A 24,266-nucleotide genomic window follows, 5' to 3' on the forward strand; every position below is an offset into this window, starting at 1 on the left:
CCCCCGGGGCGCCGGATCGGGCTCAGTCCCCTGAGTGGACGGTGCTGACACGAGCCGATGCGACGACTCGGGGGCCCTCCAGGATCAGGATCTCGCCACCCGGGACCAGGTACGGAAGCGCGAGGTCGCGTACGAGGAAGTCGACCCGGCATGTCCTGGAGCCATCCTCGTGGACGGCGGTCTCCTCCAACAAAATGCTCAGGTGGTCGGCGGAAGCGGGCCATCCAGGCCGGAGTTCACGGTCGTCGCCCCGGACGAACACAGCCGTCGCCATATACACGAGGGCCGTTGGAGGCCCCGACCGTCTCCCCCCTGCGTCAGCCGCACGCCAGGTCACGACCGCCGCGGCCACCGGGTCTTCGATCTTCTCCCTCATGGCCACAGCCTTATCCCCTCGTGTTGATTTGTGCGAGCTGGACCCGCGAGCCCGTGAGCGCACCCCCGAGCGACGCTCACCTCTCCCGTTGACCTGAGTAGACCTGTCTGTCTAATATGAATGCGCACTAGACAGACAGGTCTACTCATGCTTCGGACGGGAATGGTCATGACGAATCACTCGGTCGTTCCGGCGTCCGGCCCAGCACGCACCTCGAATGCGGCGCCCGCCGCCACCGGAACCACTGCCGGATCCGACTCCACTGCCGTATCCGCACGGGGCCGGCGGCTGCCTCCGAACGTGGCGCTGTATGTGCTCGCCTCGATCACCATCTCGTTCCTGGCCGCCTCCAGCGCGCCGACCCCGCTCTACGCGGTCTACCAGGCCGAATGGGGCTTCGACCCGATCACCACCACCGTGGTCTTCGGCGTCTACGCGGTGGCCGTGCTGCTCGGGCTGCTCGTCATGGGCAAGCTGTCCGACCACGTCGGCAGGCGGCCGGTGCTGCTGGCCGCGCTGGCGGCGCAGGCCACCTCGATGATCGTGTTCGCCACGGCCGACGGTGTGCCGGGACTGATGGTCGCCCGGATCGTCCAGGGGCTGTCGGCCGGCGCCGCCCTCGGCGCGATCGGGGCAGGGATGATGGACATCGACCGGCCGCGCGGCACGATCACCAACGCGGTCGTCCCGGGCATCGGCACGGCGACCGGGGCGCTGGTCTCCGGCCTCGTCGTCCAGTTCCTGCCCGCCCCCACACATCTGGTCTACCTCGGGCTGCTGGCGATCTTCGTCCTCCAAGCCGTGGCCGTCGCGCTGATGGCGGAGACGGTGAACCGCAAGCCGGGCGCGCTGGCCAGCCTGGCGCCGGAGATCAAGCTGCCGCACGCCGTGCGCCGCCCGATGCTGGTGGCCGCACCGGTGCTGTTCGCCGTCTGGGCGCTTGCCGGGCTGTACGGATCGCTCGGCCCGTCCCTCGCCCGGCAGTTGACCGGTTCCAGGTCCGAAGTCCTGGGCGGGATGAGCCTGTTCGTGCTCGCCGGGGTGGCCGCCGTCTCGGTGCTGGTCCTCCGGAAGGCGGCGACCCGGACGGTGATGCTCACCGGCATCCTCGCGCTGATCGCCGGGGTGACCCTCACCCTCGTCTCGATCCGCGATTCCTCCCCCGCCGGCTTCTTCGTCGGCACCGCCATCGCGGGGGTCGGATTCGGCAGCGGTTTTCAGGGCGGCATCCGTACGGTGATGCCGTTGGCCCGGCCGCACGAGAGTTCCGGAGTGCTGTCACTGCTCTTCGTCGTCTCCTACCTGGGCATGGGGGTGCCCGCCGTGATCGCCGGGTTCCTCGTCGTGCACGCGGGCGGACTGGCCGCCACCGCGCAGGAGTACGGCGTGGCCGTGATCGTCCTCGCAGCGTTCGCACTGGTCGGCCTACTGCGTGGCGGCCGGCGCGTGGCGGTCCTGCCGGGCGAGCGGATCGGCGGCAACACCTGAGGCGGCCTCCGACCGGAACCCGGCCGGGACTCGGCCGAAGAGGCGCCGCCGGGGCATAATGTAGACAGATCTGTCTGAAGGAGTGACCGTCATGGCGAGTGTCCGGAGCACCGCGAAGCCGTCGGCGCGCGAGCGCCTGCTCGCCGCCGCCAACGAGCTGTTCTACGCCGAGGGCGTGCAGAGCGTCGGGATCGACCGGGTCATCGAGCACGCGGGCGTGGCCAAGGCGTCGCTGTACAACACCTTCGGCGGCAAGGAGCAGCTCGTCCGGGCCTACCTCGACACCCGGCACGCGGCCACCGCCGACCGGATCACCCGGGCCGTCGCGGAGCGCGACACGCCCCGCGAGCAGATGCTGGCCGTCTTCGAGTCCCAGGGGCGGCAGTTCGACCGGCCCGACTACCACGGCTGCGCCTTCATCCGCGCCGGCGCCGAGGCCAGCCCCGGCGGGCTGGTCCAGGAGGCGGCGGACGCCTTCCGCAGCTGGATGCGCGAACTCTTCACCCGACTCGCCACCGAGGCCGGCGCCACGGACCCCGAAATCCTGGGCCGCCAGCTCCAGCTCCTCTACGACGGCGCCGGCATCTCCGCACTGATGGACCACGCCCCCACGGTCGCCGCGGCCACCCACGCGGCGGCGACCACCCTGATCGCGGCGGCGACGGGCGCATCCGCCGAAGCATGAGCGGCGCGCGGGCCGGGGCCGCAAGCGTGAACCATTCAGTGCGCCCCCGGCCAAGCGGACCTCCCTCGGCCCCTCTTGGCCTCGGGGCTCGACGAACATCCGCTACGCACTCTTCGGCCGGACCGGCGGAAGAGCACGTGGGCGTCCCGGCCCTGGGCAGAAAACGCGTCGTCAGTGTCCTGCGCCGCTGAAGCGGTGGGACCGCATACGTCAGAATCCTGCTGTGCCGACCGGTGAGCGCTGGTCAGTGGGTGCCCGGGTTCGGACTCGCCAGATCACTCCGTCACGGGCAGGCACTCGGCGAGCAGGTCGACGACGTCATGCCAGGCGCGCTGCGCATGCCGCGGGTGGTATCCGACGCCGGGGCGCACGGTGTGGTCGACCGACGGGTGGTGGAAGGCATGCAAGGCGCCGCCGTAGACCACGAGGCGCCAGTCGACGCCCGCGGCCTGCATCTCGGCCGTGAATGCCTCCCGTTGCGCGGGTGACATGATCGGGTCTTCCGACCCGACCCCGGCCCATACCGGGCAGCGGATGCGCGCCGCCTCGTCCGATCGGCCGGTGGTCAGTCCGTTGACGGTCGCGATCGCGCGCAGGTTGACACCGTCGCGCCCGAGTTCCAGCGCGATCGCGCCGCCGGTGCCGTAGCCGACGGCGGCGATCCGGTCGGGGTCGATCCGCGGTTCGGCGCGCAGCACGTCGAGCGCCGCGTGGCCGATGCCCCGCATCCGGTCGGGGTCGGCGAGCAACGGCATGCAACGGGCCAGCATCTCCTCGGGGTCGCCCAAATAACGTCCGCCGTGGATGTCGAAGGCAAGCGCCACGTACCCCAGTCCCGCGAGGGTGTCGGCCCGACGGCGCTCGACGTCGCTGAGCCCCGTGCCTTCCGGTCCAAGCAGCACTGCGGGCCGGCGGCCGGTACCGGCCGGAAGCGCGAGGTGCCCGAGCATCGTCAGACCGTCGGCCGGGTACTCGACCGTGCGCGTGGTAATCGTCGTCATGGGACTGGACGGTAGTGATCGACGGGCACGGTCGGGCCGGGGTTCACCGCCGGCAGAACAGCGCCTATGGCAGCGACGCTGCTTCGCCAGCCGGCTCACCAACCTCAAGCCCACCCAGCCAGGGATAAATCCGATCGCGCCACGCAGTCCCTTCATTATACAAATCGAGTGGACCACCCAGCGCCGGGAATTAAGCAATCTCCAACGTGTCGTTAACGCACGCATCTCGATCACAGTTCCTCGGACTCCACCGGACCTCACTCTACGGCTGCTTCAAAAGTGACACCGCGTACTCGATCGCATGATCGAGTGTCGCCACTTCTCGTTCCTCGCTTACGGCACTGGTAGATTTTACTAGATAACCCTTGTGGCGCAGCGGGGTAATCCAGATCTCTCCTGCGGTTCTGTCAGAACAGTCTCTCGCCAGGCGGAAGACACCGTGACTCAAAAACGGGAACAGAGCGCGCAGTTGACTATTTCCATGTATCTTGCGAAGCATTGACGCGCACTCAACGTACATCTCATCATTCAGGAGAATTTCCCACTGAGTGGCAACAGGGTCCCCACACTCCAACGCCTGCGCAAGTTCGGTATACACCACGAACGAAAATTGGTCATGCAGTTGCTTGAGGGATACCCCACTGCGCCACAACCCAATGGATTGAGCTGCAGCGAGAATATTGTCAGTGCTTCCATACGCCCACGGCATCACCTTCCCCTCGAAGATAATAGAAAAGCTCCGCACTTCAGCCGTCAGCAAGACAGTAATCCCCCCTCTGTCGGACGTAGCCTCAGCCGTGCCAAACCGAGAATAGCCACGCCCGGACTGTGGCGAGATGCAGCCCACGCCAATTCCGTCCCTCTCGGCGATGCTCCGAATCGCCGGAGCGAGTCCGCCAAATTCAACCAGATCAGGATACAATTCAGAGCTAATGAAGCTTGAGGCATCGGAACCATTGAGCTTACTGCTGTCCGACATACATGGTCGCAGAACGTAATACTGCCCCAGTCGCGTCGACCGTGAGCAACTGCTCTCGCTATCCACCCCATCTCCTCTTCTGTGGCGTGAACCGAAATCCCCTTCGTGTGCCCAAGACCCCTCTTTCCCATTCCCTCGAAGCCGCCAGAAAATTCTGTCATGTCCACATGTATAGGCCTTGTGGCGCAGTGGGAGGATTTTCCCACCGAGTTGCGGCAGGGTCCCCACACTCTCTGCGCAAGTTCGGTATACACGATGAACGGAAATTGGTCACGAAATCCCTGGAGGAGCACCCCGCTGCACCACAACCCGATGGGTTGAGCTGCCGCCATTCTATCGACCATTTCAGCATTTTATTCCGGCCACTGAAGCCTCAGGTCGGTGATGCTGGATACTTCCGCGCCGCCCTCCGGGGGCCTTGGGGAGAAGTTCGCCAACTCAGCAGGCACGCCGGGCCCCCAGGTATCCCAGCCGTCAAAGAATAGATAGTCATCCAGAAACGGGCCCATTACGCCGACGGAAACTCCCTCAACGACGCGTGGCGCGAGAGCGCGAAGGAACTTTTCCACTGCCACCTTGGACGGAATTTGGGAACCGCTACTCCAAAAGCCTACCCATTGCGGAGCACCGTGCCCGTCACCGACACCAACGCACACCCACGCCTTTCGGGTGACATTACTGTCGTCAGGAAATACATAGGCGAGCAATTGCGTTTTTCCATCCAATTTCACTATGTTCATTCTTTTACCTCCTGATGAAAAATTCAATGAGCGTTTCCGGGGCGATATCCCCCCGGTTCAGGCGTCGGACTATCTCGGCCGTGCGGTGATGCCCACCCGTAATATGAATCCTCGACCCCGGGAATAGGCGCGTATCGTTCAATGCCCAATCTCTGTAGCCGCTGATTGGATCGTCGCCCCTCGGGCCCCCGTACCTCAGTATGTCTCGGGTCGGAAGATTGCGCACACCACCATGCCCTACCAAATCCCCACCGTACATCTGGGCGTCGGTGAGGGGATGGCTAGCGATTCGGTTATTAACGAGCTCTCCGGCTCGGGCGTAGAATCTATTAGGGTTCCGGTGGACCGGAAGATCACTCAGATGGGAATTGAGGTAGGGAGCCAGGCCCCGCGGATCGGACCAAGTATGCGGGTTGGCAACATATGTGATGGGGTTCGGTGCGGGACTCAGTCCCAGCGGATCCGGGTTCAGATATCGAGCTGATTCCGGGTCGTAGTAGCGATGGAGATTGTAGTGGTGCCCTGTCTCGAGGTCGTGGTATTGCCCTGGGAAACGCAGCGGGGTGTACGCACTTGCTTCGAGTGGCCAAGTGGTTGTGCCCCAAACGGTGGAACGCTGTTCCCATGCAATCTCCCCGTCTTCGTCGATCAGGTGGGTCGGCGTGCCGACGAGATCAGTGACGATCGCGTAGAAGCGGTGGTCGACCTCGGACTGAGGCACCCCCTCCGCAGGGGTGTAGCGCCGAGTCTGAGTGAGTGGTGTCAGGCCTGACTCATCGTGATCCCAGGTGACGGTCTCTGTGCCGGGCCAAACCGTTGAGGTGGCTGTCTGTTCAATCAGGCTTGTGCCGTGCCAGGTGAAGCGGGTTTCCTCGGCCACCATTCCCTCGGCGCCGAGTCGTTGCTTGGTGATACGGCGGCCGAGGGGGTCATAGCCGTAGCGCCAAGTGGCACCATCAGGGGTGACTGCCTGACTCAGGCGGTCCTCGGTATCCCAGGTGTAATGCCAGGTGTCCGGCTTCGCCGACAGGCGGGGCTTCTGGCGGAGAGTGGTACGGCCTGCAGCGTCGTGTTCGTACCGGATCTTGCCCGCGCTCTGGATGCGGGTGCCCGAGTAGGTGCGTTCACCGATGGCTTCGGCATAGGCATGACCAGACGGCCAGTTGCCGTACGTCTGGTTCCCGGCCGGGTCGTAGGCGTAGGACTCCGTCCAATTGTTCGCGTCGATGCGGGTAACCCGGCCGGACGCGGTCAACGTGTGTCTGCGGGGGCCGGAGATGCTGTCGTTGATGCCGGCGAGGTAGCCGTCGGGACGCCAGCTGTAGGCGCGTTCCAAGAGGGGTGTGTGGTGCTCAGGGACGGAGTACGAGTCCCCGATCGTGCGGCCGGCCGCGTCACGAGACCGGACCATGGACAGGCCGTTGCTCCAACGGCGGTGAGAGGTTCGTCCCGCTGCGTCGTGGTCTGCTGCGACCTCTCCGTCGAGTGTCTGCAGGGAGGATCGCCCACCGGCCGCATCGTAGGTGTAGCTGGTCTCCACACCTGCCGGGGTACGACGGGTAATGAGCTGTCCGGCGATGTCATACGTGAGGTTGAGTGTGTGGCCCTCGACCGTTTCCGACGTCATGCGACCGGCTGGGTCGTAATGCCTGACCAGTTCGGTGTCCGGGCCGGTTGCCCGGTGGAGCTGTCCCGACTCTGTCCAGCGGAACACGGAGGTTCGTCCGGCTGACTTCTGTTCGGTCAGGTGCCCCAGCTCGTCGTGTGTGTAGGTGGTCTGTTGCCCCAAGGCGTTGGTCAGCGTGACGAGTTGGCCCACCAGGTCGTGGGCGTACGTGATGGTCCGGCCGTCGAAGTCTGTCTCCGATATCAGGCGTCCTGCCGGGTCGTGCCTGTAGTCCCACGTCAGGCCTTGCGGGTTGGTGACCCGGGTCAGCCGGGCCTCGGCGTCGTAGGCGAAGGTGTAGCGGACGCCGTCAGGGTCGGTGCGGGCGGTGAGCAGGTCGAAGTGGGTGTACTCGTGGCTGGTCACGCCTCCGTTGGCGTCGGTGTGCGTGAGGCAGTTACCTTCGCCGTCGTAGGCCCAACTCTCCCCCGTGCCGTCCGCAGCCGTTCGGCCTAGAAGGTGGCCTTCCACCGACCATCGGTAGCGGGTGGTCGCCCCCAAGGGGTCCGTCTCGGCCGCGATGCGGCCGAAGGCGTCCCGGTGAAGATGCGTGGTGGCGCCGAGTGCGTCGGTGATCTCTGCGGGGAGTCCTGCGGCATCGCAGCGGACCCTGGTTGTGGCGCCCAGCGGGTTGGTGACGGCGATCAGCCCGCCGCGGGCGTCATAGAAGTATCGGCTGGTGGCGCCGAGCGGATCGGTTATTGCGGTCAGGTTCCCCCGGACGTCGAACTTCTGCTGCCAGACCGAACCGTCCGGTGAGGTTGTCTCCACCGGGTTGCCTTGGGCGTCGCGGAAGACGGAGAAGCTGCTGCCGTCCGGGCGGACGAGGTGGCTCAGGCGGCCGTCCGAGTCATAGGCCACGTGGGTGGTACGTCCCAGCGCATCGGTCTCGGAGACCGTTCGCCCTGCCTCGTCATAGCTGGTGCGGGTGATGGCACCGTTGGGGTCGATCTCGGCCACTACCAGGTGCCGGTGGTCGATCAGGGAGTGGGAGACGGCCCCGTTCGCCGAGGTGAGGGTGGTGGTCTTCAGGCCGGGAAAGTCCGGGTGCGTGCCGTCATAAGCGAGGTGGAGGGTGAAGTGGCCGCCTTCGCCTCCCTCCGCAACCACGCGGTCCTGCTCGTCGTACGTGTAGGTGTACGAGCGGTTGTTGGTGTCGGTCCAGGCGGTGATCCGGCCTGCGGGGTCGTTGGTGAAGCGGAGCGGGAGGCCGGTCGAGTTGGTGGTCTCGCTGAGGTGCCCGGCGGCGTAGCCGTAGCCCATGACCGGAATGTCGTCGAGCTGCAGGGCGGTGATCCGGCCGTCCGCGGTGGTCAGCCGCAGGCAGTAGCCGCCGCTGTGACGTATTTCCAGCGGGGTGCCGTCGGCGGCGTAGCTGAAGGTGATGCGGTTGCCGTTGCGGTCGGCCAGCTCCGTGAGCAGTGCCGGCCCCTCGCTGTGCGGGGCGAAGGTGCGAACGTGGCCTGTTTCGCGATCGGTGACGGTGTAGGTCCCATCGGCTGCCCGCAGCAGAGGCAGGCGCGGGCCGTCCTCGGGCAGCACCTCCCTGCCAGGCGCCGGATGCGGGTAGGCGAGGAGCAGGCCGTTCTCTGTGAAGAAGATGACGCCTTGCTCGTCGAACTCCAGGCGCTGGTCAGCGGTGGAGGCCCAGCCGGGTCCGAACCAGCGGCCACCCCGATAGCCGGAGTCGGCGCGCCGGGCGAACACCAGGGGCAACACCCCTGGCAGTTCTATGTCGGCCTGAGGGAGGAACATGCGTCCGGTGGCCAGGTCGACCGGGTCGGTCCGGCCGTGGCGTATCCGCTCCCAGGTGCGGCTGAACAGGCCGTGTCCGCGCCGGGCCGCATTGCGCGCCCAGGCCATGGCCTCGCGTTCGGCGATCCTGACCGCGACCCGCTCCGCGACCGGAGCCAGCAACCTTGAGCCGGCCATCATCAACAGATCGCCCATGATCGATTCGCCCAGCAGCAGTTCGAGTGGCATCCCGAACGGGCCGGAGAACATCAGCAGCGCCATCAGCAGGACCGGGGCCAGCTGGACAATCTTCTCCAGGAGGAAGGTGGCCGAGTGGTATTCGTCGAACACTCCTCCTTCCGGGGGGAAATGGCCTGAACGCGACCACAGCCAGGCACCGGCCAGGAGGGCTCCCGTCAGCGACACCACGCGGAGCATCGACGCCGCGTGCCGCTCGGCCAGCACCTCAAGGCGAGCCGCACGCAGTCCACATACCGCGAGCACGAGGCGGACGAATCCCAGCAGCAGCCCTGTCAGACCCGCGGCGACCAACAGATGCCAGCCGGTGCCCGTGGTAAAGGATTCTTCCCAGTCCTTGGCCCAGGGGAAGGCTCGCACCGCCATCAGGACACCGGCCGGTATCAGCAGCAGCACGCCGACGACCAGCAGCACCTTCTCCCACCACGGCCATCGCCCGCGACGAGCACGGAGCTGCTGCCAGACCTGCCGGACCCCGATACCCTTCCAGGCCGCATCACTCGTTGCCGCATTCATCTGCTGCGTCTGCCGGGCGACCAACTCGCGCAAAGCCGAAAGACGTTCAGGGCGGATACGGGGGTGGACCGCGGCGTACAGCAGCGCGCGCCGCTGCCGGGCGTAACCCAGCACCGCCACAGCGGTCCAGGGCAGTCGAAGGAGAGCGAAGTTCAGCAGTGCAGCGCCCGCCGGGGTCCCGTCGCGCTCCGCGGCGAGCAGGACGCCCGGCTCCAGGCGCTTGCCCCGCCGCCCGGCACGGATGTCCCAGAGCACGGCCAGAGCCAGGCACACCAGTACCGTCCACCATCCGGCTGCCGCCAGCCGGTCGTACCAAGCCGGCTGCCAGCCGTCCGAACCCTGCTGGTCCGCAGCGTAATTCACCACCATGTGCTGCGCGATCGCCAACGCAAGCGGCACCAGCCCGGCAAACCGCACCCACCACGTCCGCCCGAGCAGAAACAGCCCCACCCCCAGCCCTCCGAGCACCGACCACACCACGTGCTGCTCAGCCGTGCTGCTCACATCGAAGCTGCCCAGCGCCACCGTGCCCACCGGCGCAGGAAACCAATGCCCCAGCAGCTCAGGGAATCCCGCGACGAACGGCGCCGAGAAGCCACTGCCCACCATCCAGCCGCCCTCCACCGGGCGCACTACCGCATCCGGCGCCAGCGCGTACTGAGCCACCGCCTCCAGCAACCCGAACCCCGCCCCGACAGCACCGCCCAGCACTGCGAAGTCAGCCATCCCCCACTGCATTCGCCCACGCAACGCCCAACCGGCCAGCAGAAGAGGAGCGATCTTCAGTAGCTCCTCAGCCACCGGAGCCGTCGTCCACATCACCGTGCCCAGCACATCGTGGAGCGAACTCCCCTCGGAATCCGCCAGCCGCCGGGCCACGAACAACTCCACCAACACCGAGGCAACACCGCTGCCATAGGCGCCGACACCAAGAGCCAGCAGCACCGTCGGCCACCGCACCGTACGAACCGGCCAGGAGAGCAGCAGCAACTGCAGCACACCCCACACCGACGCCGCCGCCATCCAGAACGCCACGCCCCACCCTCGCCACATATTTGCATGCGCACATATAAATGTCTGGGCAGACTAGAGCGAGCGACTGTTCGAACTCAAGACCCCTGAGTAAATACGGCGAAAATCTGCCTCCCGTAACAGGACGCGATCGGCGACATGATTCGCATTCCTGAATGTACGAACACGGACCCCGCCCCGCCTGCAGCCCCGGCAAGGGCCTGGGAGCCGCGTACACCGCCTCCTCCGGCAGCAACCGCGCGGGCACCCTCGTCCCGCCCCGGCCGCACCAGCTCATGGATCTCCCGGGCCAGCGGCGTGACATCCGGACCGGCACCGTCCACTCGTCCGCGTGACGCCGCGCCGCCTCCCCTGCCAGGCCGAGCTGGAGGGAGCAGCACGGGAGGCGGTTCAGGTACAGATCGCGCTCCGGTCCACTGGACGCGTGCCGGGGCACGGCGCAGACTGCGCTGCCAGGTGGCGAGGTAGGGGCGCACGCACCGTTCGTCATGACGCCATGACTGCAACCACCCGCCCTGAGCACGAGGTCCGGGCGCTCCGAACCGGTCACCGGGGAGGTCAGGTGGCGCGCTCAGGAGTCGCTGTCTTCCAGCCTCGACTCCAGGCTGTAGATGGCTGACTGGGCCTGGGGAATCGTGCCCGGGCGCTGGATCATCCGCGCGTGGTCCTGATCACCGAGCGGGGTGGTCGCCGGCGGGATGGGCGCCTGACAGTCGTAGCGGTCCTAGTTTCCGAGGTATCGGACAGCGTCGGTGAGGTCCTTGCGCCCGCCGGTGGACAGTGTCTTGCTCAGGGCGGACCGCTTGACCTCGTTGAGCATCGCGTCGGTCTGTACCTGCCATGCCAAGCAGGTCGCCGTCGCCAGGGAGTCTTCGCAGGACTTGTCGCTCACTGCCATCTGCATCGGCTCGCAGTAGCGGTCGCACAGCTTGGCCTGCTGTCGCTGCTGCGCGTGTGCGGTGGACGTGAACAGAGGTACGCACTGGGGGCGTTATGCCGCAGTGGTCGCCGGATCCCCGACTTTCGTCTGGGGACTCGCGACTCTTCTGCGCAGCGACACCAAGCGCCGAGGCCAGGGCCATGTGGGCACTGGCCCAGGAGCACGTGCCCGACCAGGACCTTGGCGACCTGCTGGAATGCCGCCAAGCTGCGCCGGCCGCCTACGACGGCGAGGAACCCCGGCCTGGGTCGTCGTGATCTGCAGCCCCTTGGCTGCCACCTCGCGTTGAAGTCACTCGGAGTGAGCGACCAGGCAGGTGTAGCCGCCCCGGTGTAGTCGCAGCCGAGCGACGGCGACGGTCACACTCGGGAGTGCCCGCCTGCTTCTGGCCGGCGGGCACGAGCTCTACACGGAGACCCCGGAGGAGACGCGCGAATATACGCCTGCCGTGCTGCCGGGCAAGCGCTGGTCAGCGGGTGCCCGGGTTCGGACTCGCCAGATCACTCCGTCATCCGACGCCGGGGCGCATGGTGTGGTCGGCCCATCGCACCCATCCGTGACCAGCCGAAACACGTCAATCACACCCGGAACGACAAGGCCTTCCGAGCCTCAGGGGCACCGCACGCCCGGAACGCAAGACAGCGCGGGCTTCATCGCTGCGGATGCGAGCGCACCGGTGGACCGGAATTGGCAGCCTCTTCGCTGTCACGTTTCGATCCGGCGGACTCCTGGTGTGGGTGAGAGGCGACAACAGGGCCGCCCTGAAGAGGAGGTGCGTGTGGCACGGCACAGCACTGCGCTCCGAAATGACGCTCGTCTCGACCAGCTGCGGCATCGATCAGCCCCCGCGCTCGCAGTCCGGACTGGCCGGGAGGAGGGCGCAAAGCTGCACTTGCATTTGCAAGAGCAACGTTATAGCTTTCTCACGCGAGCACGCCACCAGCGCAAGTGACCCCAGTTGTATGCGATATGGGGATCCTGCGCGCCTTGATTCCGAGCAGTGATTAGCAATGCGCAACGCATCGTAAACGGCCGGCCTTGTTCGCGGCCGGGCTGCACTCCCCTGCCGAACGGTCTCTCGTCCGCCCGCATGCCGGCCCCCAACCTGGAGAACCAGTCATGACCACGCCGCCCTACGACAGCCAGCCCCACCCGGCCCACAGCACCCAGCACAGTCCGCCGACTGCGTACACGGGTGTTCCGCAGCAAGCACCGGCCTGGTCCGGATACCCGGGGTGGGCTCCGGCTCCACGGGTGTCAGGGTGCAGGGTCTGCCGTTCCCTTCCCGCGGCCGACATCTGCGTCCGCGCTCACGTGGGCGTGCTCGTCATGATGCAGTTCGAGAAGGTGGACGGCCCGTTCTGCCGTACCTGCGGGCGGGCGGTGGTCCGTCAGATGACGGCCAGGACCCTGGCCCTGGGGTGGTGGAGCCCCTTCTCGCTCGTAGGCGTGACCCCCTTCACCCTGGTGTGGAATCTGGTCGCGCACCGGAAGTTCAGCAAGCTGCCCGCCTCCACGCCCGCACCGGGGCGGCAGGCGCGGCCGGAGGGTGCACCGCTGTACCGCCGGCCGTGGTCGTACGTGGCGCTCATCCCCTTGGCCTGGGCGGTATGGGCCATCACGGGAATGGCCCATGCGGGCTGACCGCCCCCGCGCCACGGACGCGGACCGCCCCGCACTCGGCGATGCCACCCAGGACAGGACTGCGCCCGGCAGTGCCGGTCCCCCGGCCACCGCAACCTCGGGTGTCGCCTGGCCGCCCCGCACCCAGGACGTCCGCCGCTTCGGCACCCTCATCCGTCTGACCGGGCCCTTCGCCGACGGTGACCTCGCCGCCGTCAAGGCGTCGCTGCCGGGGCGTCAGGTGACCCGCGACGGCGGTGCCATCACTGTCTGGCCTGCCGCCGCCCGTCAGGTCACCGCTCACCGTCACGGTCTGGTGATCCTGCGCGGTGGGGCCTTCGACACCTGGTCCGTGGGTGCCCTGCGCGCGGCCCACCCCGATCAGCACGTCAGCCACGACGGCGACACCGTCACCATCTGGCCCACCACGGTCGATCCCACTCAGCTGCACCCCGGGGAATGACCGCTCAGCTCATTGCCCCGCGTCCGTCGCGACGGCCGCTGGTCCCCGACCTACTCAGCCCATGGAGAGCTCGTGATCACCGCTACTGCACCGAGCACGCGGACCCCGGGAAGGGGACGCCCGATGACCCCACGCTTCTACGCTGGATTCGCCCTGGTTCTCGCCGCTGTCGTACCGGTGGCAGCACCGGCCGCGGCCGCACCCGCCGGCGGGGAGACTGCGCCCCGCATCGAGACCGTGCTCGATGTGTCCGGCTCGATGGCCGAGCAGGATGCGGGCGGGCAGAGCAGGCTCGCGGCCGCCAAGACCGCAGTCGGCAGCCTCCTGGACGGCACACCTGACGGCACGACCATGGGGCTGCGCGTGTACGGGTCCGACTACGCCGGTGAGGCCATGGGCCCCGGCTGTAAGGACACCAAACTCCTCGCCTCCGTCGGGCCGATGGACTCCGCCGCGAAGACGTCCGCGCTGGCCCGGGTGCAGGCCCTGAAGCCGGTCGGGATGACGCCGATCGGCCGAAGCCTCCAGGCCGCAGCCGCCGACCTCGGCGACACCGGACCGCGCCGCATCATCCTGGTCAGTGATGGTGAGGACACCTGCGCCCCGCCGAGCCCGTGCCAGGTCGCCCGTGAGCTCAAGGGCGCGGGCGTCGACCTGGTCATCGACACCGTCGGGCTGAAAGTCGGCGCGGCCACCAAACGCGAGCTGACGTGCATCGCGAACGCCACCAAGGGCACGTATGTGGACGCGGGCGATGCGGACGAGCTGGCCGACCGGCTCGATCAGTCCGTGAAACGAGCCCTCACCCCGTACGCGCAGAGCGGTTCCAGGACGAGCGGTGGCAAGGACTGCCCCAGCGCCCCCACTCTCGCCCCGGGCCAGTACCTCGACAGGATCCGCAACGGCGAGTCCCGCTGGTACAAGGTCACGCTGCATCCGGGGCAGTCGCTGCGGTTCTCCGGCTCCGTCATCCCGGCCAGCGCCTGGGAGACCCCGACCTCGGTCAACACCCAGTTGTCACTGCCCGGCCGGGCCGGACTGTGGGAGACCGAAACGTCGGTCGAGGACCGGTGGTCCAACGCCATGTCCAGCGGCATCCAGTCCGACCGCCTGAAATGGGACGAGGTCCCCTCCGGGAAGGGCAGCACCGAGGTCTGCGCCCGGATCCACAGCGAGGTCCGGACAGCCGACGCCGAGCCGGTCGAGGTGGCCGTCGGCATCGCCGACCAGGCCGTGAAGCCCGACGGAACACCCGACAAGAACGTCTCCGGACAGGGCGCCGAGGACGGACAGCCCACCACACCACCGGCCGCCGACCACCACCGTGGGGATGCCACCGAGACGACCGCGGCCGCCGAGTCCTTCCTGGACCGCCCCATCACCCTCGCACTCGCCGCCCTGGCCACCTTCGGACTGACCCTGGCCATCCGATCCGCCATCACCCGCAACCGTCGCAGGGGAGCCTGATCATGCGCGCGCCCACCGCCCTCCTCACTCTCACCGCCGCGGCGTTCGCCGTGCTCCTCACCACCGGCACCGCGCACGCCGCCGACACCACGGGGACAGCGGGGGGCTACTCGTTCAACAGCAGCACCCCGCTCGACAGGAGCGTCAAGCGGGATCTGACGGTTGGTGACTTCCACTTCTGGAAGATCAGCCTCAAGGCCGGTCAGCGTCTGGACGTCAAGGTGTCGGTCCAGGTGCCGGGCGGATACGACCCCGGTCCCAGCCCCCACTACGAGCGGCTCGGCGTCCGAATCTACGACCCCACCCGCCAGCCCTTCCTGTGCGACGGCAGTTCCGACGGAACCGAGATGATCTACCGCGGCCACGCCACTGCGCAGAGCGGCGGAACCTTCAGCGCCGACTGCACCATCGGGACCGCCGACTACAAGGCGATCGCGCGGGCCGGTACCTACTACGTCCAGGCCGGCATCGGCGGCGCCACCCGGACCAAGGGCGACGTCCTCCCTCTCACGGTCGCCGCCCGCACCGGCACCGGCGTCGCGCCCCGGCCCGCCGAGTCCTGGGACCCCGGCACTCCGGCCGGCCACATCCCCGCCGAGAAGCCCACCAAGGCGGACTCGGGCCGGGCAACGGACAGCAGCCCCACCGCCGCGACAGCGAGCAGCGGACTGCCGCCGTGGGCGCTGCCCGGCGCACTGGCCGGCGGCGCAATCGCCGCACTCACACTCGGCGCCGCACGCCACAGGCCCCACCCAGCCACGGCCCGCCAGTGGCCAACACCCGCCCCTGCACCCGACACGGTGCCCCTGGGCCCACCGCCCTACGCCCCCCAGGAGCCGGTGTTCGCTCCCGAGGCACCGCCCACCCACGCACCGGGCGGGGTGCCTCCCATCCGCACCGGACCGTCCTTCGCCGTACCCGGCGGACCGCCCGCCGTCCCACCGGGCCAGGCCGGACCGCCTGGGCAGGACGGCAACTCCCACACCCGCTGACGGCCCGCCCGCACATGGGCCATTTCGGGTCCACATCGCAGTGGAAAGGGATGCGGACCCGTCGAAGCCGTGCATGCCACCATCAGGCACACCCCACGGGGCGGGCAGGAACGAAGGATCATCCGCCAGGTGCTGCATCGCAGCATCCTCGCAGAACCCGTGCGCCAACCATGATCAGCCGGACAAGTGCTGGAGGCCCGACAAATCCCCGGGAACCACGTACGGCGCCTCCTCCGGCAGCAACCGCGCGGCCGCCTCGTCCCGCCCCTCCCGCACCAGCCCATGAATCTGCCGGGCCAGTGGCGTGACATCGCGGATCGACACCGTCCACTCGTCCGCGTAACGCCGCGCAGCCTCCCCCGCCAGGCCGAGCTGGAGGGAGCGGTACGGGAGGCGGTTCAGGTGCAGATCGCGCTCCGGGTCCCACTGCACGCGTGCCGGGGCACGGCGCAGGCTGCGCTGCCAGGAGGCGAGGTCCGGGTGCACGCCCCGTTCGTAGTGCGACAGTTCGGCGTTCGCCAGCGCCCAGTCGAAGCCCTCACGGGTGATCTCGACTGCCAGAACCGTCTCCTGGCCCTCCTTCATCGCCCAGCCGCAGCGATACATCATCCACAGGAAGCTTGGCTTGATCCATGTCATGCGGTCGCGCTTCCAGGCGGGCGGGAAGCGTCCGTCGCGGGCGGCGGGGAGGCCGAGGGACGGGGCGTACGCCTGGTAGACGGTGATGGTGGTGTCGGTGTGCAGCGCGCGGATCTCGTTCTGCGGTGGCGGGGTCGGTCCGGCCGGTTCTGTCATGCGGACATCCCAGCACCGACAGGGCATGAGGGGCGAACGGGTTTCCGGTTGCCCGGCGTTGACGGCCCTCGCCTCCGCGTCCGTGTCATCCGCGGACACTGACATTCGTCATACGGAGGTCAGGACACCCGGCTCTGCCGCGCACCGGGGCCCGGCGGCCAGTCTGTACGTATCGAGAGCGGGAGCCGCGAGGGCGCCGCCGATACGGGAGGACCCCCCCTCATGAGCAGCCCGGCCGCCGCTGTCATCGCACCTGTCGCCGACGCTCAGGCCGCCGCCGCACCGTTCTCGCCGCGCAAGGCGATGCTGGAGAGCCTGGCGCCGCTGCTCGTGGACGTGGCCGTGCCGCTCGTCTCGTACTACGTGCTGAAGGCCGCGGGCCTGGGAACGTTCGGTGCGCTGGCCTGGAGCAGTGTGGTGCCGGCCGTGCGGACCGTGTGGGGCGTGGCGCGGGAGCGGCGGCTCAATGCCCTTGCGGCGCTGATGGTGGCGGTCAACGCGGTCGGGCTGCTGCTGAGCCTGGTGGCGGGTGACCCGCGGCTGATGCTGCTCAAGGACAGCGGGGTGAGCAGCACCATCGGCCTGGTGATCCTGGTGTCCGCGCTGCGGGGGCGGCCGATGATGTCGGCCGGGCTGCGGCCGTGGCTGACCCGGGGCGAGTCGGCCAAGTCCGCTGCCTGGCAGCGGCTTTCCACCGGGTCGGACGACGCGTTCCGGCGCGCCGAGTCGCGATTCTCGGTGGTGTGGGGTGTGGCGCTGCTCGGTGAGTGCGCGGTGCGGGCCGTGGGCGCGTACACCGTGCCGGTCGAGACGATGGTGTGGGGCGGCCAGCTCGTCCTGGTGGCGGCGATGCTGGTCGCGTTCGTCGTCTCGGGGCGGACCGCGGTCGTTCCGATGGAGCGGATGATCGAGGAGGCGGCCGGCGAGCAGCAGAGCTGACGACCACCCAGAGACCACTGCAGGGCCGCCTCCCGGGGGAGCGGCCCTGCAGTGCGTGCGCGTGCGGTCAGTGGTTGCTGGGGAAGCCCAGGTCCACGCCGGCCGGGGCGTCGGCCGGGTCCGGCCAGCGGGTGGTGGTGACCTTGCCTCGGGTGTAGAAGTGCACGCCGTCGTTGCCGTAGATGTGGTGGTCGCCGAAGAGCGAGTCCTTCCAGCCGCCGAAGGAGTGGTAGCCCACCGGCACCGGGATCGGGACGTTGATGCCGACCATGCCGGCCTCGATCTCCAGCTGGAAGCGGCGGGCGGCGCCGCCGTCGCGGGTGAAGATCGCGGTGCCGTTGCCGTACGGCGAGGCGTTCATCAGCGCGACGCCCTCCTCGTACGTATCGACGCGCAGCACGCACAGGACCGGGCCGAAGATCTCGTCCCGGTACGCGTCCGAGTCGGTCGAGACGTTGTCGAGGAGGGAGAGGCCGATCCAGTGGCCGTCCTCGAAGCCCTCGACCGTGTGGCCGGTGCCGTCCAGGACGACGTCGGCGCCCTGGGCCGCCGCGCCGGTGACGTAGGAGGCGACCTTGTCGCGGTGGGCGGCGGTGATCAGCGGGCCCATCTCGGACGTCGGGTCGTTGCCGGGGCCGATCTTGATCTTCTCGGCGCGGTCCTTGATCCGGGCCACCAGGTCGTCGGCGACGGAACCGACCGCGACGACCGCGGAGATCGCCATGCAGCGCTCGCCGGCAGAGCCGTACGCGGCGGAGACCGCGGCGTCGGCGGCGGCGTCGAGATCCGCGTCCGGCAGCACCAGCATGTGGTTCTTCGCACCGCCGAGCGCCTGGACGCGCTTGCCGTTGGCGGAGGCGGTGGCGTGGATGTAGCGGGCGATCGGGGTCGATCCGACGAAGGAGACGACGGAGACGTCCGGGTGGTTGAGCAGCCCGTCGACGGCGACCTTGTCACCGTGCAGGACGTTCAGGACGCCGTCCGGCAGACCGGCCTCGGAGGCCAGCTCGGCAAGGAGGTTGGCGGCCGACGGGTCCTTCTCGCTCGGCTTGAGGACGAACGTGTTGCCGCAGGCGATGGCGAGCGGGAACATCCACATCGGCACCATGGCCGGGAAGTTGAACGGTGTGATGCCGGCGACGACACCGATCGACTGGCGGATCGAGGAGACGTCGACCCGGGTGGACACCTGGGTGGACAGCTCGCCCTTGAGCTGGGTGGTGATGCCGCAGGCCAGCTCGACGATCTCCAGACCGCGGGCCACCTCTCCGAGCGCGTCGGAGTGCACCTTGCCGTGCTCGGCGGTGATCAGCGCGGCGATCTCGTCCCGGTGGGCGTCCAGCAGCGCCCGGTAGCGGAAGAGGATCGCGGTGCGGGCGGACAGCGAGGACGTGCCCCACGTCGCGTACGCGTCCTTCGCTGCGGCCACCGCCGCGTCGACCTCGTCCGGGGAGGCGAGCGCGACCTGCGTCGTCACCGCGCCGGTCGCCGGGTCGGTGACCGGGCCGTAGTTGCCCGACGCGCCCTCGACGGTCTTGCCACCGATCCAGTGGTTGACGGTCTTCATCCTGTGACTCCTTCAGAGGTGGCGGCGTCGGTCGGCGACGTGACGTTCGTACTCTTCCCGGGCTCTCAGCGCCGACGGGCGGGTGGCCGTTTCGGCTACGGGAACATCCCACCACGCCTGTGCCGGAGGGGGGCCCGACACTGTGTCTGCCGTTTCGGTCTCGACGTAGACACAAGTGGGACGGTCCGCCGAACGCGCCTCGGCCAGGGCTTCGCGCAGTTCGCGTACGGTCCCGGCGCGCAGCACCCGCATGCCGAGGGAGGCGGCGTTCGCCGCGAGGTCGACCGGCAGCGGCGGGCCGGTGAAGCCGCCGTCCGGGGCCCGGTGGCGGTAGGCCGTACCGAAGCGTTCGCCGCCGGTGGACTCGGAGAGGCCGCCGATCGACGCGTATCCGTGGTTCTGCAGGACGACCAGTCTGACCGGCAGGTTCTCCTGGACCGCTGTGACGATCTCGGTGGGGTTCATGAGGTAGGTGCCGTCGCCGACGAGCGCCCAGACCGGGCGGCCGGGGGCGGCCAGCTGGACGCCGATCGCGGCGGGGATCTCGTATCCCATGCAGGAGTAGCCGTACTCGACGTGGTACTGCCGCGGGGACCTGGTCCGCCAGAGTTTGTGCAGGTCACCGGGGAGCGAACCGGCTGCGTTGATCAGGATGTCGTCGTCGGTGACCAGCGCGTCGAGGAGGCCCAGGACCTGGGCCTGGGTGGGACGGGCGTCCGGGTCGGGGGTGGCGTACGCGGCGTCGACGCGCTGCTCCCAGGCCGCCTTGGCGTCGGTGTACTCGCTCTCGTACGCGGCCTCCGCCCGGTGGCCGTCGCCTTCGGCCAGTGCGGTGGTGAGTGCTTCGAGTCCGGCGCGGGCGTCGGCGACGAGCGGGAGCGCGCCCTGCTTGTGGGCGTCGAACCCGGTGACGTTGAGGTTGAGGAAGCGGACCGCCGGGTTCTGGAAGAGGGTGGCGGACGCGGTGGTGAAGTCCGAGTAGCGGGTGCCCACCCCGATCACCAGGTCGGCGGTGCGCGCCAGTGCGTCGGCGGTCGCGGTGCCGGTGTGGCCGATGCCCCCGACGTCGGCGGGGTGGTCGTGACGCAGGGAGCCCTTGCCCGCCTGGGTGGAGGCGACGGGGATCCGGGTGGCTGCGGCGAACGCGGCCAGGGTCTCCTCTGCCGCACTGTGGTGGACCCCGCCGCCCGCGATGATCAGCGGCCGCCGGGCGGTGCGCACCGCCGCGACCGCCCGGTCGAGCTCGTCCGGGTCGGCGGCCGGTCTGCGGACATGCCAGACCCGCTCAGCGAAGAACTCCTCGGGCCAGTCGTACGCCTCGGCCTGCACGTCCTGCGGCAGCGCGAGCGTGACCGCGCCGGTCTCCGCCGGGTCGGCCAGGACCCGCATGGCCCGCAGCGCGGCCGGGATCAGTGCCTCGGGGCGGGAGATCCGGTCGAAGTAGCGGGAGACGGGACGCAGACAGTCGTTGACCGAGACATCGCCGTCGGAGGGGGCTTCGAGCTGCTGGAGTACGGGGTCGGCCGGGCGGGTCGCGAAGGTGTCGCCCGGCAGCAGCAGGACCGGGAGTCGGTTGATGGTGGCGAGGGCGGCGCCGGTGACGAGGTTGGTGGCGCCGGGGCCGATGGAGGTGGTCACGGCGTGCGCGGAGAGCCGGCCCGACTGGCGGGCGTATCCGACGGCGGCGTGCACCATGGCCTGCTCGTTGCGGCCCTGGAGATAGGGCATGGCGGCCCCGGTCTCCAGGAGCGCCTGGCCGATGCCCGCGACGTTGCCGTGGCCGAAGATGCCCCAGGTGGCCCCGATCAGCCGCTGCCGGCTGCCGTCGCGTTCGGTGTACTGCCGGGCCAGGAAGGCCACCAGGGCCTGGGCGGTGGTGAGCCGGCGGGTGCGGGGCGGGGTCACGGTCACCGGGTCGCCTCCGGTCCGTGGACGTGATCGTGTGATCCGTCGGCGTTGGCGTCCGGTCCGTCGGCGCCGTCGCCCGGTCCGCGAAGGTGATCGTCGCGTCGGTGGACGGCGTCGCCCGGTCCGCGAAGGTGATCGTCGCGTCCGTGGACGGCGTCCTCGTGCGGTCCGTAGAACGGCAGCCGTGGGTCCATGGGCTGCGACGGCCAGGTGTCGCGGATCCAGCCGTGGTCGGGATGGTCGCGGATCAGCCACTGCCGCTCCTCCCCCGGGCCCGCCATCACGTTCAGGTAGTACAGCGTGCGCCCGGGCGCGGCGATGGACGGGCCGTGCCAGCCGTCCGGGATGAGGACCGCGTCGCCGCTGCGGACCTCGGCCAGGACGTCCGTGCCGCCGGGCCGGGACGGGGACACCCGGTGGTAGCCGAGTCCGTCGTCCGCCACCTCGAAGTAGTAGATCTCCTCCAGGACGGACTCCTCGCCCGGACGGTGCTCGTCGTGTTTGTGCGGCGGGTACGAGGACCAGTTGCCACCGGGTGTGAGGACCTCGACGGCGATCAGCCGGTCGCATTCGAAGGTGTCGGCGGCGGCGAAGTTGTTGACCTGGCGGGAGCAGTTGCCGGAGCCGCGCAGCTCGACGGGTACCTCCGGCGCGGGGCCGTAGCGAGCGGGGAGTCGTCGCTCGCACTTCGCTCCTGCCAGGGCGAAGCGGCCGCCTGCGCCGGAGGCGATCTGTGCATGGGCGTCACGCGGTACGTACGCGAAGTCGGATACCCCGCTGAACACGCTCTTCCGGCCCAGCAGTTCAAAGATCTCATCTGAGATGTGCACCGTACAGGCACCCGCCAACGGCAGCACGATCCACTCGCTCTCTCCGGTGACAAGTGTGTGAACACCTCCCGGTCCGAGCTCCACCACCCGCAGTCCGGACCGTTCCCAGCCGGCCTGTTCCGGGCCGACGTCGAGGGCGTAGGGACCACGCGCCGCACTCCCCGCGGGCAGGTGGTACCTCGGTTCGTCGTGCATCGTCATGCTCCTTCCCTACCCGTTTTCCCACCCGTCGTGCCCGGTTCGAGCAGTGCTACGGCGGTGTCGACCGCGGCGGCCACGTCCCCGTCGGACGGGTAGAGCAGCGTCCGTCCCACCACCAGCCCGCGCACGGTCGGCAGTCGCAGCGCGGCGCGCCATCTCTCGTACGAGCTGTCCTGGTCATCGCCCACCTCTCCGCCCAGCAGCACGGCGGGCAGTGTGGAGCTCTCCATGACCCGCGCCATGTCCTCGGGCTTCTCGGTGACGGGGACCTTGAGCCAGGTGTACGCGGAGGTGCCGGCGAGCCCCGAGGCGATGGCGATGGACGTGCTCACCGCGGCGGCGCTCAGGTCGTTGCGGACCTTTCCGCCCGTGCGGCGGCAGAGGAACGGTTCGACGAAGACCGGCAGCCGGTGCGCGGCCATGGCGTCGATCGCGCGGGCGGTGGTGTGCATCGTGTCGAGCGAGCCCGGGTCGTGGTAGTCGATCCGCAGCAGGAGCTTGCCCGCGTCGAAGCCGAGCCGGACGAGGTCCTCGGGGCGGTGGCCGGTGAACCGGTCGTCGAGCTCGAAGGCGGCACCGGCCAGTCCGCCCCGGTTCATCGAGCCGATGACGACCTTGTCCTCGAGCGCGCCGAGGAGCAGCAGGTCGTCGAGGATGTCGGCGGTGGCGAGGACTCCGTCGACGCCCGGTCTGGAGAGCGCCAGGCAGAGCCGGTCCAGCAGCTCGAACCGGTTGGCCATGGCGAGTTCACGCTCGCCGACGGCGAGCGAGCCGCGGGCCGGGTGGTCGGCGGCGATGATCATCAGCCGTCCGCCGCTGCCGACGAGCGGCCGCCTGCGACGCCGGGCCGCGGCCTCGGCCACGGCCTCGGGGTGGTGCATGCGCAGATGGACGAGGTCGGAGGGGGAGGCTGCCGGGGCTGTCATGAGGCCGCTCCGGAATCGGTGGGGGTGGGGGTGGCGGGGGCGGTGGGGGTGTCCTGGGAGGTCCCGGCGGGCCGGGGGCTCTGGGCCGCGAGTGGGGTCGTGGCCGTGACCGCACCGGCGGCGAGGGCGGCTTCGACCTCGTGCGGGAACGGCATCGCGGAGGAGCAGGCGAGTCTGGAGGCCACGATGGCGCCGGCCGCGTTGGCGTACCGCATGACGCGGGCCGTCTCCCAGCCGGCGAGCAGTCCGTGACAGAGCGCGCCGCCGAACGCGTCACCGGCGCCGAGGCCGTTGACCACCTCGACGGGAAGGGGCGGGACGTCGGCCACCGTGCCGTCGCGGTGGACCGCGAGGACGCCTCCGGGGCCCTGTTTGACGACGGCGAGTTCGACTCCGGCGGCGAGGAGCGCACGGGCCGCGGCATACGGCTCGCGCTCGCCGGTCGCGATCTCGCACTCGTCGAGGTTGCCGACGGCGACGGTGGCATGCGCGAGCGCCTCGCGGTAGCGCGCGGAGGCTGCGGGGTGGGGCGGGGAGCCCTTCGCGGTGTCGGGCGGGGAGTCCGCCGCGTCGTCCGATGGCGCGTCCCAGAACATCGGGCGCCAGTCGAGGTCGAAGACGGTGATGCCCGTACGGTTCCTGGCCCGCAGCGCGGCGAGCGTCGCCGAGAAGCTGGGTTCGGCGCAGAGCCCGGTGCCGGTCATCCAGAAGACGCGGGCGGACCTGACCGCGTCCAGGTCCAGCTCCGACGCGTGGATCTCCAGGTCCGGGGCCTTGGGCCGGCGGTAGAAGTAGAGCGGGAAGTCGTCGGGCGGGAAGATCTCGCAGAAGGTGACCGGGGTCGGGTACGCGTCGACGGGCGTCACCCAGCGGTCGTCCACCCCGAACTCCGTGAGCTGCTGGTGCAGGTACTCCCCGAACGCGTCCTGGCCCGTGCGGGTCACCACGGCGGAGCGCCGGCCGAGACGGGCCGCTGCGACGGCGACGTTGGTGGGTGAGCCGCCGAGGAACTTCCCGAAGGTATCGACCCGGGCGAGCGGCAGGCCCGTCTGCAGCGGGTAGAGATCCACTCCGATCCGTCCCATGGTGATCACGTCGTACGGCTCAGGCATCTGTGTCCCTTCGACGACCGGCACGGCA

19 protein-coding genes and 1 pseudogene are annotated in these 24,266 nt (G+C 69.2%); 7 read left to right on the forward strand and 13 right to left on the reverse strand.

Annotated elements, in window-relative coordinates; all coding sequences use genetic code 11:
* Positions 1-22 precede the first annotated feature (22 nt).
* The gene (locus tag ACFVW8_RS15675) at positions 23-274 is read right to left on the reverse strand and encodes a hypothetical protein (RefSeq protein ID WP_389690120.1); all 252 of its coding nucleotides are present in this window, start codon (positions 272-274) and stop codon (positions 23-25) included.
* A 270-nt stretch (positions 275-544) separates the two neighbouring features.
* Here ACFVW8_RS15675 and ACFVW8_RS15680 point away from each other — a divergent pair, with 270 nt between their 5' ends.
* Both ACFVW8_RS15680 and ACFVW8_RS15685 read left to right on the forward strand, forming a co-directional pair.
* Positions 545-1,864 (forward strand): MFS transporter, encoded by a 1,320-nt coding sequence (locus tag ACFVW8_RS15680; protein WP_389690121.1) that lies wholly within the window; start codon positions 545-547, stop codon positions 1,862-1,864.
* Between the two features lie 91 nt (positions 1,865-1,955).
* Positions 1,956-2,549, forward strand: coding sequence for a TetR/AcrR family transcriptional regulator (locus tag ACFVW8_RS15685; RefSeq protein ID WP_389690123.1), 594 nt, complete (start codon positions 1,956-1,958; stop codon positions 2,547-2,549).
* A 275-nt stretch (positions 2,550-2,824) separates the two neighbouring features.
* Here ACFVW8_RS15685 and ACFVW8_RS15690 read toward each other — a convergent pair whose 3' ends face one another.
* From ACFVW8_RS15690 to ACFVW8_RS15715, 6 genes and pseudogenes are all read right to left on the reverse strand, one after another.
* A complete protein-coding gene (locus ACFVW8_RS15690; RefSeq protein WP_389690125.1) occupies positions 2,825-3,550 on the reverse strand; it encodes a dienelactone hydrolase family protein in 726 nt (241 codons plus the stop codon).
* Between the two features lie 262 nt (positions 3,551-3,812).
* Entirely contained in the window at positions 3,813-4,529 is a 717-nt protein-coding gene (locus ACFVW8_RS15695; protein WP_389690126.1) for a DUF6193 family natural product biosynthesis protein, read from the reverse strand.
* Positions 4,530-4,882: 353 nt separating this feature from the next.
* Entirely contained in the window at positions 4,883-5,269 is a 387-nt protein-coding gene (locus ACFVW8_RS15700; RefSeq protein WP_389690128.1) for a hypothetical protein, read from the reverse strand.
* A 4-nt stretch (positions 5,270-5,273) separates the two neighbouring features.
* Positions 5,274-10,478 carry a DUF6531 domain-containing protein gene (locus ACFVW8_RS15705; RefSeq protein WP_389690129.1) on the reverse strand — a complete coding sequence of 1,735 codons (5,205 nt, stop codon included), beginning with the start codon at positions 10,476-10,478 and terminating at the stop codon, positions 5,274-5,276.
* A gap of 187 nt (positions 10,479-10,665) precedes the next feature.
* Positions 10,666-10,966 (reverse strand): annotated as a pseudogene (locus ACFVW8_RS15710) (DUF4291 family protein); the annotation flags it as partial.
* Positions 10,967-11,199: 233 nt separating this feature from the next.
* On the reverse strand, positions 11,200-11,379 hold the full coding sequence (locus tag ACFVW8_RS15715; RefSeq protein WP_389690131.1) for a hypothetical protein: 180 nt from the start codon (positions 11,377-11,379) through the stop codon (positions 11,200-11,202).
* Positions 11,380-12,744: 1,365 nt separating this feature from the next.
* On the opposite strand from ACFVW8_RS15715, the gene ACFVW8_RS15720 reads away from it, so the two are divergent.
* From ACFVW8_RS15720 to ACFVW8_RS15735, 4 genes are all read left to right on the forward strand, one after another.
* On the forward strand, positions 12,745-13,059 hold the full coding sequence (locus ACFVW8_RS15720; RefSeq protein ID WP_389690133.1) for a hypothetical protein: 315 nt from the start codon (positions 12,745-12,747) through the stop codon (positions 13,057-13,059).
* Positions 13,049-13,501, forward strand: coding sequence for a hypothetical protein (locus ACFVW8_RS15725; RefSeq protein WP_389690135.1), 453 nt, complete (start codon positions 13,049-13,051; stop codon positions 13,499-13,501). The genes ACFVW8_RS15720 and ACFVW8_RS15725 overlap by 11 nt, the downstream gene beginning before the upstream one ends.
* 123 nt (positions 13,502-13,624) lie before the next feature.
* Positions 13,625-14,968 carry a VWA domain-containing protein gene (locus ACFVW8_RS15730; RefSeq protein ID WP_389690137.1) on the forward strand — a complete coding sequence of 448 codons (1,344 nt, stop codon included), beginning with the start codon at positions 13,625-13,627 and terminating at the stop codon, positions 14,966-14,968.
* 2 nt (positions 14,969-14,970) lie between these two features.
* Complete coding sequence (locus tag ACFVW8_RS15735; protein WP_389690138.1) at positions 14,971-15,960, forward strand: hypothetical protein; 990 nt, start codon at positions 14,971-14,973, stop codon at positions 15,958-15,960.
* A 174-nt stretch (positions 15,961-16,134) separates the two neighbouring features.
* Here ACFVW8_RS15735 and ACFVW8_RS15740 read toward each other — a convergent pair whose 3' ends face one another.
* Entirely contained in the window at positions 16,135-16,755 is a 621-nt protein-coding gene (locus ACFVW8_RS15740; RefSeq protein ID WP_389690140.1) for a DUF4291 domain-containing protein, read from the reverse strand.
* Between the two features lie 222 nt (positions 16,756-16,977).
* Here ACFVW8_RS15740 and ACFVW8_RS15745 point away from each other — a divergent pair, with 222 nt between their 5' ends.
* Positions 16,978-17,694 carry a VC0807 family protein gene (locus ACFVW8_RS15745; protein ID WP_389690142.1) on the forward strand — a complete coding sequence of 239 codons (717 nt, stop codon included), beginning with the start codon at positions 16,978-16,980 and terminating at the stop codon, positions 17,692-17,694.
* A gap of 67 nt (positions 17,695-17,761) precedes the next feature.
* Here the strand turns inward: ACFVW8_RS15745 and ACFVW8_RS15750 are convergent, their stop codons facing one another.
* The 5 genes from ACFVW8_RS15750 to iolC are packed head-to-tail and all read right to left on the reverse strand — an operon-like array spanning position 17,762 to position 24,238.
* Positions 17,762-19,261 (reverse strand): CoA-acylating methylmalonate-semialdehyde dehydrogenase, encoded by a 1,500-nt coding sequence (locus tag ACFVW8_RS15750; RefSeq protein ID WP_389690144.1) that lies wholly within the window; start codon positions 19,259-19,261, stop codon positions 17,762-17,764.
* Between the two features lie 12 nt (positions 19,262-19,273).
* Positions 19,274-21,166: a 3D-(3,5/4)-trihydroxycyclohexane-1,2-dione acylhydrolase (decyclizing) gene (iolD, locus tag ACFVW8_RS15755; RefSeq protein WP_389690166.1), complete on the reverse strand. Its 1,893-nt coding sequence runs from the start codon at positions 21,164-21,166 to the stop codon at positions 19,274-19,276.
* 2 nt (positions 21,167-21,168) lie between these two features.
* Positions 21,169-22,200 (reverse strand): 5-deoxy-glucuronate isomerase, encoded by a 1,032-nt coding sequence (gene iolB, locus ACFVW8_RS15760; RefSeq protein ID WP_389690146.1) that lies wholly within the window; start codon positions 22,198-22,200, stop codon positions 21,169-21,171.
* Positions 22,197-23,126 (reverse strand): deoxyribose-phosphate aldolase, encoded by a 930-nt coding sequence (locus ACFVW8_RS15765; RefSeq protein ID WP_389690148.1) that lies wholly within the window; start codon positions 23,124-23,126, stop codon positions 22,197-22,199. The genes iolB and ACFVW8_RS15765 overlap by 4 nt, the downstream gene beginning before the upstream one ends.
* On the reverse strand, positions 23,123-24,238 hold the full coding sequence (gene iolC / locus ACFVW8_RS15770; RefSeq protein WP_389690150.1) for a 5-dehydro-2-deoxygluconokinase: 1,116 nt from the start codon (positions 24,236-24,238) through the stop codon (positions 23,123-23,125). The genes ACFVW8_RS15765 and iolC overlap by 4 nt, the downstream gene beginning before the upstream one ends.
* Between the last annotated feature and the right edge of the window lie 28 nt (positions 24,239-24,266).

Source organism: Streptomyces sp. NPDC058221 (assembly GCF_042882365.1).
GTDB lineage: Bacteria > Actinomycetota > Actinomycetes > Streptomycetales > Streptomycetaceae > Streptomyces.

Excerpts from the sequence above, each read along its gene's own strand:
- ACFVW8_RS15675 (WP_389690120.1), bottom strand. The coding sequence starts at position 274 with ATGGCGACGGCTGTGTTCGTCCGGGGCGACGACCGTGAACTCCGGCCT.
- ACFVW8_RS15680 (WP_389690121.1), top strand. The coding sequence starts at position 545 with ATGACGAATCACTCGGTCGTTCCGGCGTCCGGCCCAGCACGCACCTCG.
- ACFVW8_RS15685 (WP_389690123.1), top strand. The coding sequence starts at position 1,956 with ATGGCGAGTGTCCGGAGCACCGCGAAGCCGTCGGCGCGCGAGCGCCTG.
- ACFVW8_RS15690 (WP_389690125.1), bottom strand. The coding sequence starts at position 3,550 with ATGACGACGATTACCACGCGCACGGTCGAGTACCCGGCCGACGGTCTG.
- ACFVW8_RS15695 (WP_389690126.1), bottom strand. The coding sequence starts at position 4,529 with ATGTCGGACAGCAGTAAGCTCAATGGTTCCGATGCCTCAAGCTTCATT.
- ACFVW8_RS15700 (WP_389690128.1), bottom strand. The coding sequence starts at position 5,269 with ATGAACATAGTGAAATTGGATGGAAAAACGCAATTGCTCGCCTATGTA.
- ACFVW8_RS15715 (WP_389690131.1), bottom strand. The coding sequence starts at position 11,379 with ATGCAGATGGCAGTGAGCGACAAGTCCTGCGAAGACTCCCTGGCGACG.
- ACFVW8_RS15720 (WP_389690133.1), top strand. The coding sequence starts at position 12,745 with ATGATGCAGTTCGAGAAGGTGGACGGCCCGTTCTGCCGTACCTGCGGG.
- ACFVW8_RS15725 (WP_389690135.1), top strand. The coding sequence starts at position 13,049 with ATGCGGGCTGACCGCCCCCGCGCCACGGACGCGGACCGCCCCGCACTC.
- ACFVW8_RS15730 (WP_389690137.1), top strand. The coding sequence starts at position 13,625 with ATGACCCCACGCTTCTACGCTGGATTCGCCCTGGTTCTCGCCGCTGTC.
- ACFVW8_RS15735 (WP_389690138.1), top strand. The coding sequence starts at position 14,971 with ATGCGCGCGCCCACCGCCCTCCTCACTCTCACCGCCGCGGCGTTCGCC.
- ACFVW8_RS15740 (WP_389690140.1), bottom strand. The coding sequence starts at position 16,755 with ATGACAGAACCGGCCGGACCGACCCCGCCACCGCAGAACGAGATCCGC.
- ACFVW8_RS15745 (WP_389690142.1), top strand. The coding sequence starts at position 16,978 with ATGAGCAGCCCGGCCGCCGCTGTCATCGCACCTGTCGCCGACGCTCAG.
- ACFVW8_RS15750 (WP_389690144.1), bottom strand. The coding sequence starts at position 19,261 with ATGAAGACCGTCAACCACTGGATCGGTGGCAAGACCGTCGAGGGCGCG.
- iolB (WP_389690146.1), bottom strand. The coding sequence starts at position 22,200 with ATGACGATGCACGACGAACCGAGGTACCACCTGCCCGCGGGGAGTGCG.
- ACFVW8_RS15765 (WP_389690148.1), bottom strand. The coding sequence starts at position 23,126 with ATGACAGCCCCGGCAGCCTCCCCCTCCGACCTCGTCCATCTGCGCATG.
- iolC (WP_389690150.1), bottom strand. The coding sequence starts at position 24,238 with ATGCCTGAGCCGTACGACGTGATCACCATGGGACGGATCGGAGTGGAT.